Origin of the sequence: Pseudomonas sp. FSL R10-1339 (assembly GCF_009600545.1) — a bacterium.
Lineage (GTDB): Bacteria > Pseudomonadota > Gammaproteobacteria > Pseudomonadales > Pseudomonadaceae > Aquipseudomonas > Aquipseudomonas bubulae.
The window spans coordinates 15483-31439 of the sequence record NZ_WIVQ01000050.1 but is presented as its reverse complement, the minus strand read 5'-3'; the positions used below and the strand labels follow the sequence as shown (position 1 = coordinate 31439).

Here is a 15957-nt window from a genome sequence, read left to right as displayed (position 1 = left end):
TCGCTGGTTGCTCATGGCACCTCCTAATGGGCCTCATTTTAAGGCTTGGAGATGTCTACGAAACTAGGGGCGATTCAAGAGTTTGAAAAGCGTTACGCAGCGAGCCTGGAGAGTGTCTAGGAAACCCGGGGCGATTCAAGGAGACATCAGGTGTGCTTGGCCGAACCATGAGCGTTCATCCAACTCCGAAAGCATCTGTTGAAGTATCGGCACCGTTGGGACCATCAACATGCTGCCCACGATGTCGTCGCCATAATCCCTCACCAATTCGATGTAGAACCAGGGATGGTGTACCTCCAGCTCAACGAACTGCCAGTAGCTGGCGACGCCACCACCGAAAACGGCTGCAGGGCTGAGCTCTGCATGTCTATACGTTTTGAACATTGAAAAAACTCCCAAAATATTAAAAATAGTTAATGGATGTCTGACGTTCAAGACGGCTTCATCATTCCTTTTATGGGAATGAAAAAAATGGAGCTGAAACAGGCATTTGGTAAGGCGTTGAGACAGATGAGGAAGTCTCGTCATCTCAGCCAGGAAGACTTCGCGGGGCATAGCAGCCAGACTTACCTGAGCCAATTGGAAGGCGGCGGAAAGGGCCCTACGCTTGAAATGGTTCAAGCGCTGGCCGCTGCCATGGGTGTACATCCTTTGACGATTTTGACGCAGTGTTACCTTTTTATGGACGAAACCGTCACGCTGGACTCAATGATGGATCGAATTCGAACGGAAATTATTGGGCCTTCACCCCGATAAGCTGTCTTGGTGTGGGCGCTTCCGGCCCTACCATCATTCGCATGGGCCGCAGCAAGGGCTGAGCTATCCTGTGCGGTGTGACTATGGTGCGCGGTGCGTAATTCGGCGGCTGCTGATAGTAATGATTACTGACATTGAGGAGATGGAATGAAAGGCCGGCGCAAAATCAAAACCCGTAAATGGCATGATGCCGCTCAAATGGAAGCGGAAGCCCGAGAGCTGCTACAGAAGAGGTCTGAAAAACGAGGGAGGCTACTCGAAATCGCCGTGCAGAAAGGTAGGGAAATAGAACCGATTGGCAGGCTGTGCGGTTAAACGGTGACATCTTCGAGATGTAATCTATGAATGATTTGCAGATAGTTGCGTTAAGCCCTAGCGCCCCAATTGCGTGCTGGAGCATGGTTCACAGGTGCTTCGTGGGGCGGTCCGAGCAGGTTCTGATGATAGCAACGCGGGTATTTGGAACGCGCAAGCATGCCGAACGCTGGTTGCGTGATCCGGCCTACGGGCTAGGATGGCAAGTCCCATGCGATATGTTGTCGACGCGTTTAGGTTATGAAGATGTGGATAGGTTCTTGAATCAGATTGAACATGGCGTTTACGTCTAACATCCTTATGATTGGCGTTGCCCTGTGGAGGTGTTGTCGAATCCTGAACCCGGCTTGTCTATGATGGCCGACTGTGGCAGCCGGCAAACGCATAGCCCTAACATTTATTTCAAAGTCCTATGGGATTCTCCAACCCTTCGTCATTGCCGAGTCCTTATCGCATTCACCAGAGCAACGCTCGCCCGATGGTCAGTCCTAATCAAACCTCTCCCCCAAGCGTTGATAGCGTCGCTCGAACGCCTCCGCGCCTCCCTCCATCACTTGGCAAACCTCTTGTCGCATGTCCTGCTCCTGCAGTGAACCTGTCTGCTTTACATGGCACTGGTTGTTGAAATCCAATACATGAATCAGCTCGGCATCGCCATTTACAACGATGTTGGGGTTATTCGCAAGCGGAGGGAGTTAGAGCGCGGATTCTCTTAAAAAGTGGGGGTGTAGAGCCCTGCAGATTCGTCAGATTTCAACGTAGCGCGGGGTATCCCTGGTGCGGTGGCCACCGCACCAGGTGATTATTGTGTGTCGTCGCCTTCGAGATCCGACAAGCTATCTGCAAGGTCGATTTCCACCGGAAAGTTATCCGAACCAGCCACGGTAAACGAGCAGGCGCTACCGTGCTCCCCTGCGGCGATACGCTCTTGAAAATAAAGGTCAGCTACGACCTGTGCAGCGTCTTTGTGGTCGCCCATTACTTCGACGTCCACCGTCCAGGTTACGGTGTATTGGTTGCTCATCGCGTCCTTCCCTTAACTGGTGGTCCGGCAACCAAGTCGGTTGCCGGGGCGGTGGGGTTGGGATCATGCCGCCTGGCGGATGCCAGCGGTGAAGGCGCGGAAGTCGCTCATGGTGAGCCAATCCAAAGAGGCCAATACGAATTCACGATCTTCGTCCTCTCGCTCTGCCTTGCCCTTGCCCTTGCCCTTGCCCGCTGGGCATTGAACTTCGTCGTGTTTGTCGTCGAGATCCATGCCGCCAGGTTCTACACCAGGTCCAAATAGGGGTCGATAGAGAAATCGGAAAAAATCGTACGCTAAGCATTCGGCCTGTCAGGTTGAGGCCATAGAGATTGACGCCTTGGCGTCAGAAAATGCAGAAAGCGGCCCTAGTCTGACGCGGTGCCAGTGAACCGCCTGACGCCGAGTTGAAGCCGTAAACTCAGCAACCTTCGATCAACTCGCCGAACAGCTCCTTAACCTTTGCACGTGCCTCGACCAGCGCAACTTGGCCTTGCTCAGTGATCTCATAGACACGCCGTTCACGTCGCCCGGTGCGTTCGTGGCGTGAGGTCAAATAGCCCTTCTTTTCCAGCCCGTGCAGCATTGGGTATACCGTCCCGGCGCTCAGCTCGTAGCCGTGTCGTTGCAGTTCTTCGATGATTCCCAGTCCGAAGACGGGCTTCTCGGCTGCATGGTGAAGTATGTGCAGGCGGATCAACCCGCCGTACAGGTCTTTATCTGTCATTTTTCGTGCCTCACAGCGCGATACTCAACAGCCAACCCGCTGCACCGCTGCCGACGACAACTAGCCACGGCGGTAGCTTCCAGAACATCAGTGCGACAAGGGCGACCAGGGCCAAGACAAAGTCTTGCGGCTGAAATATGGCGCTAGTCCATACAGGGTGATAGAACGCGGCCAGCAGCAGGCCAACCACCGCCGCATTGACCCCAGCCAGCGCGGCTTGCATGCCTGTATTGCGACGCAGGCGCTCCCAAAATGGCATGGCTCCCACAACCAGCAGAAAAGAGGGTGCGAAGATAGCCAGTAGGCACACAATACCGCCGACCCAGCCAGAGGGAGCGGTGCTCATCGAAGCACCAAGGAACGCGGCGAATGTGAACAATGGGCCGGGCACCGCTTGAGCCGCCCCGTACCCCGCGAGGAAGGATTCATTACTGACCCAGCCGGAGGACACCACTTCGGCTTGCAGCAGCGGCAACACAACGTGGCCACCACCGAACACTAGTGACCCCACACGATAGAAGGCGTCCACTACCACCATCGTTGGACTTGGCAGCAATTTTGCCAAGATCGGTAGGCCAATCAGCAGGGCAAAAAATAACGATAGCCAAAGTGCGCCGGCCCGGTGACTGACCGTGATAGGTAGTGGGTCGTGCTCAACAGTATGTGCTGGCTTGAACAATAGTCGGCCTATGATGCCTGCGGCAGCAATCACACCAACCTGCCCCCACGCGGACGGTACGAGCAGGACAGCACAGGCGGCAATCGCCATTATTGTGACTCTCAGCCCATCCGTACACAGGTTGCGCGCCATGCCCCATACCGCTTGGGCGACTACGGCAACGGCCACCACTTTTAGGCCATGCAACGCGCCCGGCGAAACGGAATCCCCATAGTTGGAAATGCCCAGCGCGAACAGGATTAAAGCTACGGCCGAAGGCAGCGTAAAGCCTGTCCAAGCAGCCAGCGCCCCGCTATATCCAGCCCGTGATAGCCCCAACGCTATGCCGACTTGGCTGCTTGCTGGGCCTGGAAGAAATTGGCACAGCGCCACTAAATCAGCATAGCTGCGTTCAGACAACCAGCGCCGTCGCGTGACGAACTCGTCGCGAAAATATCCCAAGTGTGCGATGGGGCCGCCGAAGGAGGTCAATCCAAGGCGTAGAAAAATAAGAAAAACCGACCATGGGCTGCGGTCATCGGTGGAGGTATTAGTCATGCGTTGGCCTACCTGATTTTCCACAGATTAATCCATAATAATCGAACTTCGATAACGAAATTCGATTTTATAGCTGCCCAAAACGACTGGAGTACCGTGCAATTCGTACTGGGTGTCGCAATGCAAGTAATCGATGTTGTGCTAGCCGCTGGTTTTGTCTGCTAGCACAGTTCATTAGCAAAACACGCTTGGCCTTAGCGTACGATTTTTTCCGTTTTCTCTATTGCCCCCCTCCTGGTCACTCCGAATGCAAATAACTGGTCAAGAATGCAGCCGGCTGGTCAATAACGGCGCCAATGGGTGGTCAAGTTGCGCAATGGTTTTATCGAGTCGGATGCCTGGGAAGAGGGCTCTGAACGGAGCTAGTCGGGCTTACGTTGGTTTTTGGTTCCATTGCTCCCCAAACCCCAATCTTCCGGCCTTGTTGAGCGCTGGCACCACTCTCATGTCTTCGATGAGGGTAATCCGCTGGCCGAAAGAAATACCCGCTGGGCCGTGTTTCTGACAGCAGCGATGATGCTTGTCGAGATAGTCGGCGGCTGGTTGTACAATTCGATGGCGCTCTTGGCCGATGGCTGGCACATGAGCTCACACGCTTTGGCTCTCGGCCTATCGGTGCTGGCTTATTCAGCAGCCCGGCGCTTCGCCCACGATGCGCGATTCGCCTTTGGCACATGGAAGATCGAGGTGCTGGGCGGCTACACCAGTGCAATCTTCCTCATTGGTGTTGCCGGGTTAATGCTCTACCAGTCGGTTGAGCGGCTGATCTCACCGACACCGATCCACTACGATCAAACCATCGCGATTGCTGGGGTCGGTCTGCTGGTCAACCTTGCCTGTGCGTGGCTACTTAAGGATGGCCATGCCCACCACCACGAACACGGCCATCACCATGAGCATGGCGGTCATGACCATCATCACGACCTAAATCTGCGTTCCGCCTATTTGCACGTAGTGGCCGACGCCGCGACGTCGGTGCTCGCCATCCTGGCGCTGATAGGGGGTAAATTCTGGGGCGCGAGTTGGCTCGACCCGGTGATGGGGATCGTCGGCGCCGGGCTGGTCGCGATCTGGGCCTCTGGATTGCTGCGTGACACCGGGCGCGTACTGCTCGATGCCGAGATGGATGTCCCGGTGATCGCGGAAATCCGGGAGGTCATCGAGGCCAGCCCCATCCGGGCTACCATCACCGACCTACACGTCTGGCGTGTGGGCAAGGGGAAGTACGCCTGCATCCTTTCGCTCGCCGTCATGGATGCCGCCGAGCCGGATTACTTCCGGCAACAGCTGAGTATTCATGAAGAGCTGGTGCATATCACAGTCGAGGTGAACCAGCGTAGATGGCAAGTAAGCGCGTGACGCGCTGACAGGCAGCACGCTCAGTTCTTCGGGGGCTGGGCGCGGGTGACCGCGTCTGGCTACCCAACAAACGAACGCTAAGCCGACTTGGCTTAGTGCATTTCCTGTTCCGCTGCTCTCTTCATGGCTTTGGGGAGCAGTGGAACCAAAACCCAACCTAGGCCGTTGCGAGCGTCCAGTTGAAGTAGGGGTAATGCCGAGATAAAGGGAAATTCACTCATTTTGCTCGGTAATTACTGGTCAAAATTGAAAACTCCAGAGGCAACGCCAACTGTAGGGTCGGATTAGCCGAGATCTTGGCCAGCCTTCAGGAAAACTTATAAGTTACACGATCCCTTATAAATCAATTACTTGCATTGTAAATGCCCTATTTTTTGCCTTATCTCGGCATGACCCCTTATTCGCACTGGCAGGGGGGACTTCAACCGAAGTCACCAGTGTCAGATAATGGTTGCAGCTGAGAACCATGGCTTAGCGTACAAACATCTCAGTGCTCTGTGATTTCCCTTTATTTCGCATGACCCGTTAGTCACGCATTATGGCATAATGCCATTATTGCTCATGGAGACTCATCTTGCGCTCGAACCTGCCTGTCACAACCGTTGAACAAATATTTCCAGTCCAGCAGCGATTGATCTCTGCTACAGATACGAATGGGAATATTTCCTATGTGAATGACGAGTTTATGAGAATAAGTGGCTATTCTCGTGAAGAGTTGTTGGGCAGTCCGCACAATTTGGTTCGTCATCCCGACATGCCTCCAGCTGTTTTCGGGCTGATGTGGGGCTATCTGAAGGCTGGCAAAAGCTGGATGGGTATCATCAAGAATCGCTGCAAGAATGGTGACTTCTATTGGGTCAGTGCGTATGTGACACCTATTCTCGAAGATGGCCGCTTAACAGGCTACGAGTCCGTTAGAGTCAAGCCGACTCGGGAGCAAATTGATCGCGCACAAAAGCTGTATGACCGGTTGCGTGCAGGTAAAAATTCCATTCCCCAAAATCGTCATTATGCGGCATTCATGAGGAGGATGGTCTTACCTGCAACTGCGGCTGCGTTGGCAATAGGTGCGGCTAGCGTGCTGCCAAGCCTGGCAGCACAAGCGGTAACTGCCGTGCTCTTTCTCGTTACAGGATGGTGGTCCTATACGCGGCTGGAACATCAGTTGAGTCATATCATGAAATGCGCCCCTGACGCTTTTTCAGATCCGATTAGCGCCATCACTTACAGCGATACGTATGGCCCTTCAGCGCAGTTGGAAATGATATTGATTAGTGAGGATGCACGCCTTAAAACCGCACTGACTCGGCTAAGCGATCTGGCCAGCCAAGTGGCTGAAGCCGCTGCGCATTCCTCCTTACTCTCGAACCAAACTGAAAATGCCTTGCTGGAGCAGCGAGCGGAAACGGACATGACGGCAGCCGCCATGACGGAGATGGCGGCCTCAATCAACGAAGTGGCAGGGCATGTTCAAAAAACCGCCATGGAAGCGCAAGCAGCAAATGAACTGGCTGAACAAGGTGATAAAGTCGCCGGTACTTCCCGTGAGGCCATTCAGTTGCTGGCCAGTACCGTCACGAATATCAGCACTGCTGTGGATTACCTTGCCAATGAAACCCAGCAAATTATGGCTGCTGCGGGGGTGATTCAAGCCATTGCTGATCAAACCAACCTACTCGCTCTCAACGCTGCAATTGAAGCGGCTAGGGCTGGTGAGCAGGGTCGAGGTTTTGCGGTAGTAGCTGATGAAGTCCGGGCCTTGGCTGCTAAAACCCGCGTATCGACTCAACAAATTCAAAACGTCATTGAAACCCTTAAAAAAGGCGCAGATGAGGCTGTGAGCATTGCCAAACTCGGTATTCGCGAGGCCGACCACGGTGTACAGCAAGTTATAGAGGCGCAGTGTGCTCTCCAAGGCATTCGCAATGCTGTTGAACGGATCAGTGGTATGAGCCAGCAAATGGCAGCCGCTTCAGAAGAGCAGGCTAGTGTCGCTGAAGATATTGCTCGGCAGATTAATAACGTAGCGGGAACGGTTGAGAGAACAGCGAAGAATGCTAACTCCGCCGTGATTCGTGGCCGGGAACTTGAAAGTACATCCCGTGGTTTAAACTCGTTGGTTGAACGGTTCAACAGGTAGTGACCTTATAATTATTTTGGTGAACTAGGTTTATATATGAGTGCAAGATACCGTGCAGCGGTGGATGCGGCAGCTATTTTCTCGGAAACCGATAAATCCGGAATAATCACCTATGTCAATGAACAGTTCTGTGATATTTCTGGCTATAGCGCACAGGAGTTGATTGGGCAAAACCACCGCATACTAAACTCAGGGCAGCATCCCCCTGAGTTCTTTATTGATATGTGGAAAAAAGTTTCACGTGGGCAGGTATGGAAAGGTGAAATTTGCAACCGTAAAAAGGATGGCAGCCTGTATTGGGTAGAGAGCACCATTGTACCCATGTACGATGATGCCAGCCAGCGGGGGCAGAAATACGTTTCCATTCGTTTCGATGTGACCGAAAAGCGGAAGTTTCTGGAAACCTTGCAATGGCAGGCTGAGCACGACGAGCTGACGGGTCTTCCAAATCGTTTTTTGCTGTCCAAAGCGCTTGATCAGGCTATTGTCAAAGCAAAGAGCCAGCCCAGCACGGTTGCCGTGGGCGTGCTTGATCTCGATGGGTTTAAGCAGATTAACGACCGCTATGGCCACGAGATAGGTGATCGTCTGTTAGTGGCGGTGGCTGATCGCCTGAAACATCGTATGCGTATCGAAGATACCGTAGCCCGTTTGGGAGGCGATGAGTTCGTGCTGATTTTGGGTGTGCGGGATCCCAAGGTGTTGGAAAGCGCCCTGCAGAGGCTTTTAGCTGCCCTTTCCGCCGTCTACATCATCGATGGCATAGGCATTAATATTTCCGCCAGTATCGGTGTGACGCTCTATCCAAACGATAATGAGAATGCCGATACACTGCTACGTCATGCCGATCAGGCTATGTATAAGGCCAAACAAAGTGGCCGTAACTGTTTCCATTTGTTTGATGTATCAAAAGATAAGATGGATAAATCAGCTTTTGATACCGTAATACGGGTTCGCCAAGCGTTACATGATGGTGAGTTATGCTTGCATTATCAACCAAAAATAAGTTTGAGCAGTGGGGCAGTGATTGGTTTTGAAGCACTATTGCGTTGGCAGCATCCGCGAGATGGACTTATATTACCGCAGTATTTTATACCGTTGATTGAGCAGAGCGATCTGATCGTGGAGATCGGCGAGTGGGTCATAGATCAGGCGCTCAGTCAAATAGAACAATGGGCGGACTTGGGTCATTTGTGGTCTGTGAGTGTAAACATTGCAGCATTACATTTGAAAAAAGAAAACTTTGTAAAGTCCCTAAAGTTTTTGCTGGACAGCCACCCTAATGTTTTGCCGCAGATGTTGGATATTGAGATTACCGAATCAGTGGTGATAGAAAACTTACCACATGTCACTCAGTGCCTCATTGCTTGCCAGGATCTGGGTGTGACATTTTCGTTGGACGACTTTGGAACCGGGTATTCATCGCTGAGCTACCTTAAACAACTGCCCACGCAGTCAATCAAGATAGACAAATCTTTTATACGCGACATACTCATCGATAAAGACAGCTTGGGGCTGACTAAGGCGATCATCGGCCTAGCGAAATCGTTTAACCGCGAGGTTATTGCTGAAGGGGTGGAAACGGTTGAGCAGGAAGTGTTGCTGATGAACCTAGGTTGTGATGTAGCGCAAGGCTATGGTATTGCGAAACCCATGCCGGTAGAAAAAGTGCTATCTTGGGTGGCGAAGTTTGTCCCTGCTCATTTATCTAGAGGGGGTAATAGATAAACCGCACCGTCCACGAACTGATTGCGTCGTCGCAACCTAGTGGATTGAGCGGTTAATTCATTTATCCACCGGTAACGATATACTGTGCGTCCAATGCCATGGATTGGTTATGCGCATGGCTCGACCGACTTTCCCCATTCGCTCGAAATATATTTTTTATAATACACTATCCCAGCTGTTATTTTCTGGAACAATGAAATAATTAATATTATCATAAACAACAAATCGATAATAATAAAGAGGATCATATATGTCGAATCAAGAGTTAATACTAGAGCAACTCCGTAACGTGAATTATGATAAGTTAAGCAAACAAGATATCGTAACAATGCTAGATGCAGGGGAACAGACTCTAGAAAATATGGCAGCATCAAGAAAAACTGCCATTGATATAATAGCAGAGGCAATGAACCAAACAAAGAATACGCTTGAGGCACTTGATTATTCTGGAAAGGTAGAAGTTGAAATCAGGAAAAATCTCAGCATACTGAGAGAGCTACTGATGACTGGCGATCTATAGTCCCCTAGACTGGGCGAATTAGCACAGGAGGTTGGCCTTGGATTAGGGGAGCCTACAGAATTCGGAAAAAATCGTACGCTAAGGTTTTCTGATCAGTCGTAGGCTCGCCAGTTTGATGTATTCCGTTCCTGGCCCAGCCAAACCTATCGGTCTTCGCGGGTGTGCCACAGGCGCAGTAGGTAGATAGTGGAATCCACTATCTCGTAACGCATCTCGTAATGGCCGATCTGAATTCGGCGCACATCCCGTGGATCGAATTCTTCCAGGCGTTCGCCAATGCGCGGGTTGGCCAGCAGCGTGGAAGGTGCGGCTGTGAGTTGCTGCACTGTTCGTGCGGCGGCAGGCTGATTCACCGACGCCAGAAACTCATACAACCGGGCAATGTCGGAAAGCGCCTTGCTTGTCCACTTCAACTCCATCAGCGCGGTACCGGCAACGGAGTGTCAGTGCTGAGGCTTTCAGCCCAGGCCTGGACAGCTTGATGATCGATCACGCGACCAGCATCCACATCGGCCAATGCCTCACGGGTCAGGCGACTACGTTCTTCTTCCTGGTCTATCCAGGCGGCCAGAGCCTGCTTGACGATCCAGTTCTTGGAGCGTTCCAGGCGCTCAGCCATCAAATCGACCTTTTCGGCCAGTTGCACAGGGACGTGAGCCGTGACGGATCGGGTTTTCGCGGTGGTTGCCATGATGGGGTTACTCCTAATCAATGGTAGGTACAAGGTGCATGCTCTGCCGGCGTTCAGTAATCGCCGCTTCCGATGCCATCCGGCGCAGAGTGACGGCATGTTCGCTGGCCTGGCGGGCACCGGCCTCATCGCCATTAGTTTTGAGCTTGTTGGCCTGCCATTCAGACGCTTCAGCGCCGGCAAGTAACGACGTGGCCAGCGTTACTTTTGGACGAGACTTTTCACGCTGCTCCTGCGCGCCTCGCTGACGTTCGACAACCTGCGCGGCCTCGTTGGCCGTGATACGCAAGTTGGTGCGAGCAATGTCAAAGCTGCCATCGGCGTTTGTGGCCTCGGGCGCTTCGAGGCAGGTTTGCATCGAATCCACTGCCGTCAACAGCTTGTCGATCTGCTGCAACAGCTCGGTTCGTTCTTGGTCATTCTTCATGGAGCGTCACTTCTTCTTGAACTTGATGTCGCCTGAGCCGGCAACGGAATGGTCGCGGGTCGGCGGGTTACCGCGCACCACGATGTCACCGGAACCCGCCACGCGTGCCTTCACTGAGTCGCTGACATAGGCGTCGATATCACCGGAGCCGACTACCGACAGTTTGGCGGACGTAGCGACCAGCTCGCTGGCGTCCACGTCGCCCGAACCGGCTATCTCGGCGTCCAGAAGACCCACGCGACCAAAGGCCGTGATATCGCCCGAACCTTGGATGCCTAGATCGAGGACGGTCTGCTGAAGGTCGTACAGGGTCACGTCGCCACTGCCCTTGATGCGGATACTGGGGGCTTCAGGCAATGCGATTCCAACGATGCTTCGCCCCTTGGACTGCATAGTGACGCCGCCGTGGCGTCCACCGACATTGATCGTTCCGCCCACGAAAATGTTGCCGGTACCAGAAACGTGAATATTGCCCCCATAGCCGCTAATGGAAATGCCCTCCTGCTCGATGATCAGCTTGTCACCCTCGAAGCGGGTCTTGATGTTACGAATGGCTTCCACGTTTTCCCCTGCCACGACCAGGTGCGCTGATGACGAGCGAAAGAACACAACATCAACCGCCCCCTTGATCACAATTTTGCTAACTGGGTGGATGGGGCGCTCTTCCTTCTCGTAGTTGGCAGCACGCTCCCATGCGGAATCGCGATGGTTGGCATCCTGGTGCGTCAAAGGGCTGGATTGGCTCATCATCTATCCTTTGTGATTTATTTTGAGTGGCTTTGCCATAGCTCGACTCAGGGTTAATCATAGTGAATAATAATGAGCTGTCAATCGATCCGTCAGGTTGGGCTATACCCTAACCTGATGTCAGGCTGCCAAGACCCTCAGCGTCAGGTTAGAGTTGAAAGTACATTTTATTGACACTTGCTAACGAATATCATAGATTTCAGCCTGACACAATTGACGTGCTGAACGTCATTGACATCAAAAAGGAATGAATATGCCATCGATCAAATCGACACTTGTCGCCGGAGCCAAGCCTGAGGCTGGAACTCTATTGCAGGTGCAGGAAAAAATGGGGACTCGCCCAGGACAGTCGCTGGAATTTATGGTTTTTTAGGTCGAGTACGACCGAAAAAAATATTACTGCTGCTGGGCGGGTGGAGAGATAAAGGGTGGTGAACCGCATATGACTTTGGTTGGTCAGGCAGCTGTTGAGGCACTGTCCAATCTTCCGCAGGGCCGTAATGACTCGCTGATTTTCCAGGAGCTGAAGCTCGGATCTACACCACTTCGGAACAAGGTTAAAGCAACGCTTAAACGTGCACCGGCCAATTCAAAAATCTGTTTCATCGGCGATATGCAAGGTGAGTTGGATGGACACCTGGCCCAGGTATTCAACTTACAAAAAGGGTCTATCAGCGTCTCTCATTGAGAGTACCCGTATTGCAAGCAGGGTAAGAGGCAGCGAAGCTGCCTCTGATCATTAAGCATTAGCGAAGCCTACGGAGGCAGCTTGCAGGGACAACGTATCGGTTATGTCCGGGTCAGCAGCTACGACCAGAACCCGGAACGCCAACTAGAACAGACTCAGGTAGGCAAGCTGTTCACCGACAAGGCATCTGGTAAGGATACCCAGCGTCCGCAACTGGAGGCCATGCTCGGCTTTGTCCGCGAGGGTGACACCGTTGTGGTGCACAGTATGGATCGCTTGGCCCGCAACCTGGACGACCTGCGGCGTCTGGTGCAAAAGCTGACCAAGCGCGGCGTGCGTATCGAGTTTCTGAAGGAAGGCTTGGTGTTCACTGGTGACGACTCCCCCATGGCCAACCTGATGCTGTCGGTAATGGGGGCTTTCGCGGAGTTCGAGCGAGCCCTCATTCGCGAGCGACAGCGCGAGGGCATTGCCCTGGCCAAACAGCGTGGTGCTTACCGGGGCCGCAAGAAGGCCCTGTCCGATGAACAGGCCATCATAGTCAGGCAACGCGCCGCTGCCGGCGAAGCGAAGGCCCAGTTAGCCCGTGAGTTCGGTATAAGTAGGGAAACCCTCTACCAGTACCTTCGCAGGGATGACTGACACATGCTCCGTCGCTCGATCCTTTCGGCCACTGAGCGCGACACCCTGCTTGCCCTGCCGGATAGCCAAGACGACCTGATCCGCTATTACACCTTCAACGAGTCCGACCTGTCGCTGATCCGTCAGCGCCGGGGTGATGCCAATCGCCTTGGCTTTGCGGTGCAGCTCTGCCTGCTGCGCTACCCCGGTTACGCGCTGGCCAGCGACAGCGTGCTGCCCGATCCGGTCATTGAGTGGGTGGCCCGACAGGTTCAGGCGGCGCCTGAAAGCTGGCCGAAGTACGGCGAGCGCGATGTCACCCGCCGCGAACACGCCCAGGAGCTGCGCACCTACCTTGGATTGCTGCCGTTCGGGCTTTCGGACTTTCGCGCTCTGGTACGCGAGTTGACCAACTTGGCCCAGCAAACCGACAAAAGCTTGTTACTGGCCGGGCAGGCCCTGGAGAGTCTGCGTCAACAACGGCGGATCTTACCGACATTGACGGTGATCGATCGGGCCTGTTCTGAAGCCGTGGCACGAGCCAACCGCAGGGTTTACCGTGCCTTGATCGAGCCGCTGAGCCAGCAACATCGGAACAAGCTCGACGAACTGCTAACCCTCAAGGCCGGCAGCAATAGCACCTGGTTAACGTGGCTACGCCAGTCTCCACTAAAACCGAACTCGCGGCACATAATGGAGCACATCGAACGGCTGAAGATCTTCCAGCTGGTGGGTTTGCCCGAAGGGCTCGACCGGCTAATCCACCAGAACCGGTTGCTGAAGCTGGCCCGTGAAGGCGGGCAGGAACAACGCTGGGCGCAGGACCACGATCGACTGCAGAGCACCCTGCACACGTCCCAGGAGTCGCTGATCCTCAGCCGCAGCGCACAGGAGCAGTTGGCACGGCAACTCGCCGAGCTGAAACAGATCCATCAGGCACTGGAGCAGCGGCATGTCCAGGACGAACAGTGCTTGGCTGATACGCGAACGAAGTTGGCTGTGGCCGAGCGGGAGCGGCGTCTTCTGACGGACCGTTTCACCCAAGCAGAATCCCAGTTGACCGAACTTGCCAGAGAGCAACAACGTCTGCTCCAAGACAACGCGGTGTTAAACAGCCAACTTGTGGAACTCAGAACGTTGCCACCGAACCCGCCGTTGGCATCTTGAATGGGCGTTATGCAATGAGCTTGGAGAGTGTCTAGGAAACCCGGGGCGATTCAAGGTGATTCGCAAGGTTGCCGTCGGAACGGTGCCTATCCAGCTGTACGTCACGCCGGATTCGCGCACGCTGCTGGTGGCCAACCAGGGCACGCCCAAGAAGCCTGGCAAAACCGTCAGCCTGATCGACCTGGAGAGTTTCAAGGTCGCCAAGACAGTCGTGACTGGCGCCGGTGCTCATGGCGTGGTCGTCGACCGTGACGGACGGTACGCATACGTTACCAACACCTACGCCAACTCGGTCTCCGTGCTCGACGTGAAGGACCGCAAGGTCACGAAGACCGTACCGGTCGGCAAGGCCCCCAACGGCATCAGCGTGACGCCTTGACGATTTGACCGTCGCGTGCAGCCCCAGGGAGCGAGACCCAAGCCCTGGAAAAAATCCGCGAAGCCCGCAACGACGCCTGCGAGCAGGCGTTTAGACTGTTGTTTCAGAACCCCGTCATGTTCGACACATAACGATCGCTCACGAAGTGAATCGGGTAACTGACTATTTGTCTCTGATCGCTGAAGACAAGGGCATCGTTTTGGAAGTGACCGGAGATGCAAAAATCTTGGGAGGCCGTTTGCTGGTGCAGCGTGCAATCACCAATCTGGTGTCTAACGCTGTCCGTCATGCCGCTACCAATTCAAAGGTCACCTTAGCCATCGCTGCAGAAGGCCCAAACGTTACCTTGGCGGTGACCAACTTGGGTGAGTCGCCCCGGCCCATCTGGAGCGGGTCCTTGATCGCTTTTACCGCGTTGATTCCGGCCGTGCGCGCTCCGGTGGGCGGTACCGGGCTCGGCCTGGCCATTGTGCGTTCCATCATGTTGTCCCATGGCGGACAAGTCCGGATGTGCAGCCAAAAGGATGGCCAAACGCCTTTCACATTGGTATTTCCGGCTTTAAAGCAGTCCGGCAAGCCTCGACCAGGAAAAGTTAGAGCCGCTGTGAAATCTCCATCAACGGTTTGATACTGGAGTCGAATCGCCCAATCGTTTCCCTATGCTCTTTAAGTTGGTTGTAGGGAATATATCGGATGCCCAGCTCGGATACTCGCGAGAAAACGGGTCTCTTGAGTTGCTGTGCAACCACATCGCGGCGATTGTCGGGGGCGACCAGAAACAAGGTGCTGGCGGCTCCTACCTGCGTACCCAGTGCAAGGTCTAGCACGCGTACGATCCCCGACCCTGACGGGTGACGCCTGATTGAGGTGTGCTCCAACCGGACATAGGCCGTGTCACAAAGGCTGAAGCCGGTCGGTTGTCGCTTAGTGTGCGGAACTCCGTTTTCTGCGATCTCCCCAAACCAGGGTGCAGGCAAGACTTGACCTTGCCATCATGTCAACGTTTATGCTGTGTTTGCGGTTAAAGAAGCTGCTCAATACGAGAGGAATAACTATGTTCGTCTTAGATGTGTCAGGCATTGGTTGCGGCAGCTGCATTAGCAAAATCACCAAAGCTATTCACGCGTTGGATAGCGAGGCAAGGGTTTTGGTGGATCGTGCTGCCGGCAAGGTCAACGTTGAAAGTAGCGAAAACCCTGAGCGAGTCCGCGCAGCTGTGGAAACATTGGGTTTTCCTTCCAAAATCAGCGCCTGATGGTGCTGATCCGCTCCAGCTTTAACGCTCCCATATACAGGCTCTCCCTGGGCTCATTTCAGATATGAGCCCAAGGCTGAGATGAGCTGGGCCACGTCTTCTTGGCATTTTCCTGGAGTAATAGGGGTTTGGGGAGCAATGGAACCGAAAACCAACGTAAGCACGAATTAGAGTTCGCTTTACTCGTATGTGACTGT

Annotated in this window: 20 protein-coding genes and 3 pseudogenes; 13 read left to right on the top strand and 10 right to left on the bottom strand. The window is 53.8% G+C overall.

Features of this window, described 5'->3' with window-relative positions:
- Positions 1 to 135: 135 nt before the first annotated feature.
- Complete coding sequence (locus GHO03_RS15270) at positions 136 to 435, bottom strand: hypothetical protein (RefSeq protein WP_256668616.1); 300 nt, start codon at positions 433 to 435, stop codon at positions 136 to 138.
- Here GHO03_RS15270 and GHO03_RS15265 point away from each other — a divergent pair.
- Positions 421 to 756: a helix-turn-helix domain-containing protein gene (locus GHO03_RS15265; protein ID WP_082158071.1), complete on the top strand. Its 336-nt coding sequence runs from the start codon at positions 421 to 423 to the stop codon at positions 754 to 756. The genes GHO03_RS15270 and GHO03_RS15265 overlap by 15 nt on opposite strands.
- Before the next feature lie 341 nt (positions 757 to 1097).
- Positions 1098 to 1364: an MbcA/ParS/Xre antitoxin family protein gene (locus GHO03_RS25870; protein WP_081481014.1), complete on the top strand. Its 267-nt coding sequence runs from the start codon at positions 1098 to 1100 to the stop codon at positions 1362 to 1364.
- Positions 1365 to 1559: 195 nt separating this feature from the next.
- Here GHO03_RS25870 and GHO03_RS25865 read toward each other — a convergent pair.
- The 5 genes and pseudogenes from GHO03_RS25865 to chrA all read right to left on the bottom strand — a co-directional run.
- Positions 1560 to 1757: pseudogene (locus GHO03_RS25865) on the bottom strand (hypothetical protein); the annotation flags it as partial.
- A gap of 116 nt (positions 1758 to 1873) precedes the next feature.
- Entirely contained in the window at positions 1874 to 2095 is a 222-nt protein-coding gene (locus GHO03_RS15255) for a hypothetical protein (protein ID WP_153327045.1), read from the bottom strand.
- A gap of 63 nt (positions 2096 to 2158) precedes the next feature.
- Entirely contained in the window at positions 2159 to 2329 is a 171-nt protein-coding gene (locus GHO03_RS15250) for a hypothetical protein (protein WP_153400149.1), read from the bottom strand.
- A 187-nt stretch (positions 2330 to 2516) separates the two neighbouring features.
- Positions 2517 to 2822, bottom strand: a complete 306-nt coding sequence (locus GHO03_RS15245; protein ID WP_017335982.1) for a PadR family transcriptional regulator — start codon at positions 2820 to 2822, stop codon at positions 2517 to 2519.
- A gap of 10 nt (positions 2823 to 2832) precedes the next feature.
- Positions 2833 to 4038: a chromate efflux transporter gene (chrA, locus tag GHO03_RS15240; protein WP_031318243.1), complete on the bottom strand. Its 1206-nt coding sequence runs from the start codon at positions 4036 to 4038 to the stop codon at positions 2833 to 2835.
- A 393-nt stretch (positions 4039 to 4431) separates the two neighbouring features.
- Here chrA and dmeF point away from each other — a divergent pair, with 393 nt between their 5' ends.
- From dmeF to GHO03_RS15220, 5 genes and pseudogenes are all read left to right on the top strand, one after another.
- The gene (dmeF, locus tag GHO03_RS15235; protein ID WP_133143781.1) at positions 4432 to 5397 is read left to right on the top strand and encodes a CDF family Co(II)/Ni(II) efflux transporter DmeF; all 966 of its coding nucleotides are present in this window, start codon (positions 4432 to 4434) and stop codon (positions 5395 to 5397) included.
- Between the two features lie 685 nt (positions 5398 to 6082).
- Positions 6083 to 6250: pseudogene (locus GHO03_RS25860) on the top strand (PAS domain-containing protein); the annotation flags it as partial.
- A gap of 168 nt (positions 6251 to 6418) precedes the next feature.
- Positions 6419 to 7537: a methyl-accepting chemotaxis protein gene (locus GHO03_RS15230; RefSeq protein WP_371926168.1), complete on the top strand. Its 1119-nt coding sequence runs from the start codon at positions 6419 to 6421 to the stop codon at positions 7535 to 7537.
- A gap of 36 nt (positions 7538 to 7573) precedes the next feature.
- Positions 7574 to 9265, top strand: a complete 1692-nt coding sequence (locus GHO03_RS15225) for a bifunctional diguanylate cyclase/phosphodiesterase (RefSeq protein WP_153327041.1) — start codon at positions 7574 to 7576, stop codon at positions 9263 to 9265.
- A gap of 250 nt (positions 9266 to 9515) precedes the next feature.
- A complete protein-coding gene (locus GHO03_RS15220) occupies positions 9516 to 9785 on the top strand; it encodes a hypothetical protein (RefSeq protein WP_146427462.1) in 270 nt (89 codons plus the stop codon).
- 143 nt (positions 9786 to 9928) lie between these two features.
- Here GHO03_RS15220 and GHO03_RS15215 read toward each other — a convergent pair whose 3' ends face one another.
- The 4 genes from GHO03_RS15215 to GHO03_RS15200 are packed head-to-tail and all read right to left on the bottom strand — an operon-like array spanning position 9929 to position 11650.
- Positions 9929 to 10204 (bottom strand): type II toxin-antitoxin system RelE/ParE family toxin, encoded by a 276-nt coding sequence (locus tag GHO03_RS15215; RefSeq protein WP_016502317.1) that lies wholly within the window; start codon positions 10202 to 10204, stop codon positions 9929 to 9931.
- Entirely contained in the window at positions 10204 to 10476 is a 273-nt protein-coding gene (locus tag GHO03_RS15210) for a CopG family ribbon-helix-helix protein (protein ID WP_016502318.1), read from the bottom strand. Before GHO03_RS15210 ends, GHO03_RS15215 begins: the two co-directional genes overlap by 1 nt.
- Positions 10477 to 10489: 13 nt before the next feature.
- Positions 10490 to 10903 (bottom strand): hypothetical protein, encoded by a 414-nt coding sequence (locus tag GHO03_RS15205; protein ID WP_048388134.1) that lies wholly within the window; start codon positions 10901 to 10903, stop codon positions 10490 to 10492.
- Positions 10904 to 10909: 6 nt separating this feature from the next.
- Positions 10910 to 11650, bottom strand: coding sequence for a GIN domain-containing protein (locus GHO03_RS15200; protein ID WP_019334897.1), 741 nt, complete (start codon positions 11648 to 11650; stop codon positions 10910 to 10912).
- A gap of 442 nt (positions 11651 to 12092) precedes the next feature.
- On the opposite strand from GHO03_RS15200, the gene GHO03_RS15195 reads away from it, so the two are divergent.
- The 6 genes and pseudogenes from GHO03_RS15195 (at position 12093) to GHO03_RS15170 (ending at position 15760) form a co-directional block, all read left to right on the top strand.
- Complete coding sequence (locus GHO03_RS15195; protein ID WP_053225442.1) at positions 12093 to 12338, top strand: hypothetical protein; 246 nt, start codon at positions 12093 to 12095, stop codon at positions 12336 to 12338.
- Positions 12339 to 12419: 81 nt separating this feature from the next.
- A complete protein-coding gene (locus GHO03_RS15190) occupies positions 12420 to 12980 on the top strand; it encodes a recombinase family protein (RefSeq protein WP_048388137.1) in 561 nt (186 codons plus the stop codon).
- Positions 12981 to 12983: 3 nt separating this feature from the next.
- Positions 12984 to 13763 (top strand): annotated as a pseudogene (locus GHO03_RS15185) (DUF4158 domain-containing protein); the annotation flags it as partial.
- A 418-nt stretch (positions 13764 to 14181) separates the two neighbouring features.
- Positions 14182 to 14505 carry a YncE family protein gene (locus GHO03_RS15180; protein WP_372241749.1) on the top strand — a complete coding sequence of 108 codons (324 nt, stop codon included), beginning with the start codon at positions 14182 to 14184 and terminating at the stop codon, positions 14503 to 14505.
- Positions 14506 to 14650: 145 nt separating this feature from the next.
- Positions 14651 to 15133, top strand: coding sequence for an ATP-binding protein (locus tag GHO03_RS15175; protein ID WP_178110320.1), 483 nt, complete (start codon positions 14651 to 14653; stop codon positions 15131 to 15133).
- 426 nt (positions 15134 to 15559) lie between these two features.
- The gene (locus GHO03_RS15170; protein ID WP_034114911.1) at positions 15560 to 15760 is read left to right on the top strand and encodes a heavy-metal-associated domain-containing protein; all 201 of its coding nucleotides are present in this window, start codon (positions 15560 to 15562) and stop codon (positions 15758 to 15760) included.
- Positions 15761 to 15957 lie beyond the last annotated feature (197 nt).

Excerpts from the sequence above, each read along its gene's own strand:
- GHO03_RS15220 (WP_146427462.1), top strand. The coding sequence starts at position 9,516 with ATGTCGAATCAAGAGTTAATACTAGAGCAACTCCGTAACGTGAATTAT.
- GHO03_RS15225 (WP_153327041.1), top strand. The coding sequence starts at position 7,574 with ATGAGTGCAAGATACCGTGCAGCGGTGGATGCGGCAGCTATTTTCTCG.
- GHO03_RS15205 (WP_048388134.1), bottom strand. The coding sequence starts at position 10,903 with ATGAAGAATGACCAAGAACGAACCGAGCTGTTGCAGCAGATCGACAAG.
- GHO03_RS15210 (WP_016502318.1), bottom strand. The coding sequence starts at position 10,476 with ATGGCAACCACCGCGAAAACCCGATCCGTCACGGCTCACGTCCCTGTG.
- GHO03_RS15170 (WP_034114911.1), top strand. The coding sequence starts at position 15,560 with ATGTTCGTCTTAGATGTGTCAGGCATTGGTTGCGGCAGCTGCATTAGC.
- GHO03_RS25870 (WP_081481014.1), top strand. The coding sequence starts at position 1,098 with ATGAATGATTTGCAGATAGTTGCGTTAAGCCCTAGCGCCCCAATTGCG.
- GHO03_RS15255 (WP_153327045.1), bottom strand. The coding sequence starts at position 2,095 with ATGAGCAACCAATACACCGTAACCTGGACGGTGGACGTCGAAGTAATG.
- GHO03_RS15265 (WP_082158071.1), top strand. The coding sequence starts at position 421 with ATGTCTGACGTTCAAGACGGCTTCATCATTCCTTTTATGGGAATGAAA.
- GHO03_RS15195 (WP_053225442.1), top strand. The coding sequence starts at position 12,093 with ATGACTTTGGTTGGTCAGGCAGCTGTTGAGGCACTGTCCAATCTTCCG.
- GHO03_RS15215 (WP_016502317.1), bottom strand. The coding sequence starts at position 10,204 with ATGGAGTTGAAGTGGACAAGCAAGGCGCTTTCCGACATTGCCCGGTTG.
- chrA (WP_031318243.1), bottom strand. The coding sequence starts at position 4,038 with ATGACTAATACCTCCACCGATGACCGCAGCCCATGGTCGGTTTTTCTT.
- GHO03_RS15200 (WP_019334897.1), bottom strand. The coding sequence starts at position 11,650 with ATGAGCCAATCCAGCCCTTTGACGCACCAGGATGCCAACCATCGCGAT.
- GHO03_RS15245 (WP_017335982.1), bottom strand. The coding sequence starts at position 2,822 with ATGACAGATAAAGACCTGTACGGCGGGTTGATCCGCCTGCACATACTT.
- GHO03_RS15250 (WP_153400149.1), bottom strand. The coding sequence starts at position 2,329 with ATGGATCTCGACGACAAACACGACGAAGTTCAATGCCCAGCGGGCAAG.
- GHO03_RS15230 (WP_371926168.1), top strand. The coding sequence starts at position 6,419 with ATGAGGAGGATGGTCTTACCTGCAACTGCGGCTGCGTTGGCAATAGGT.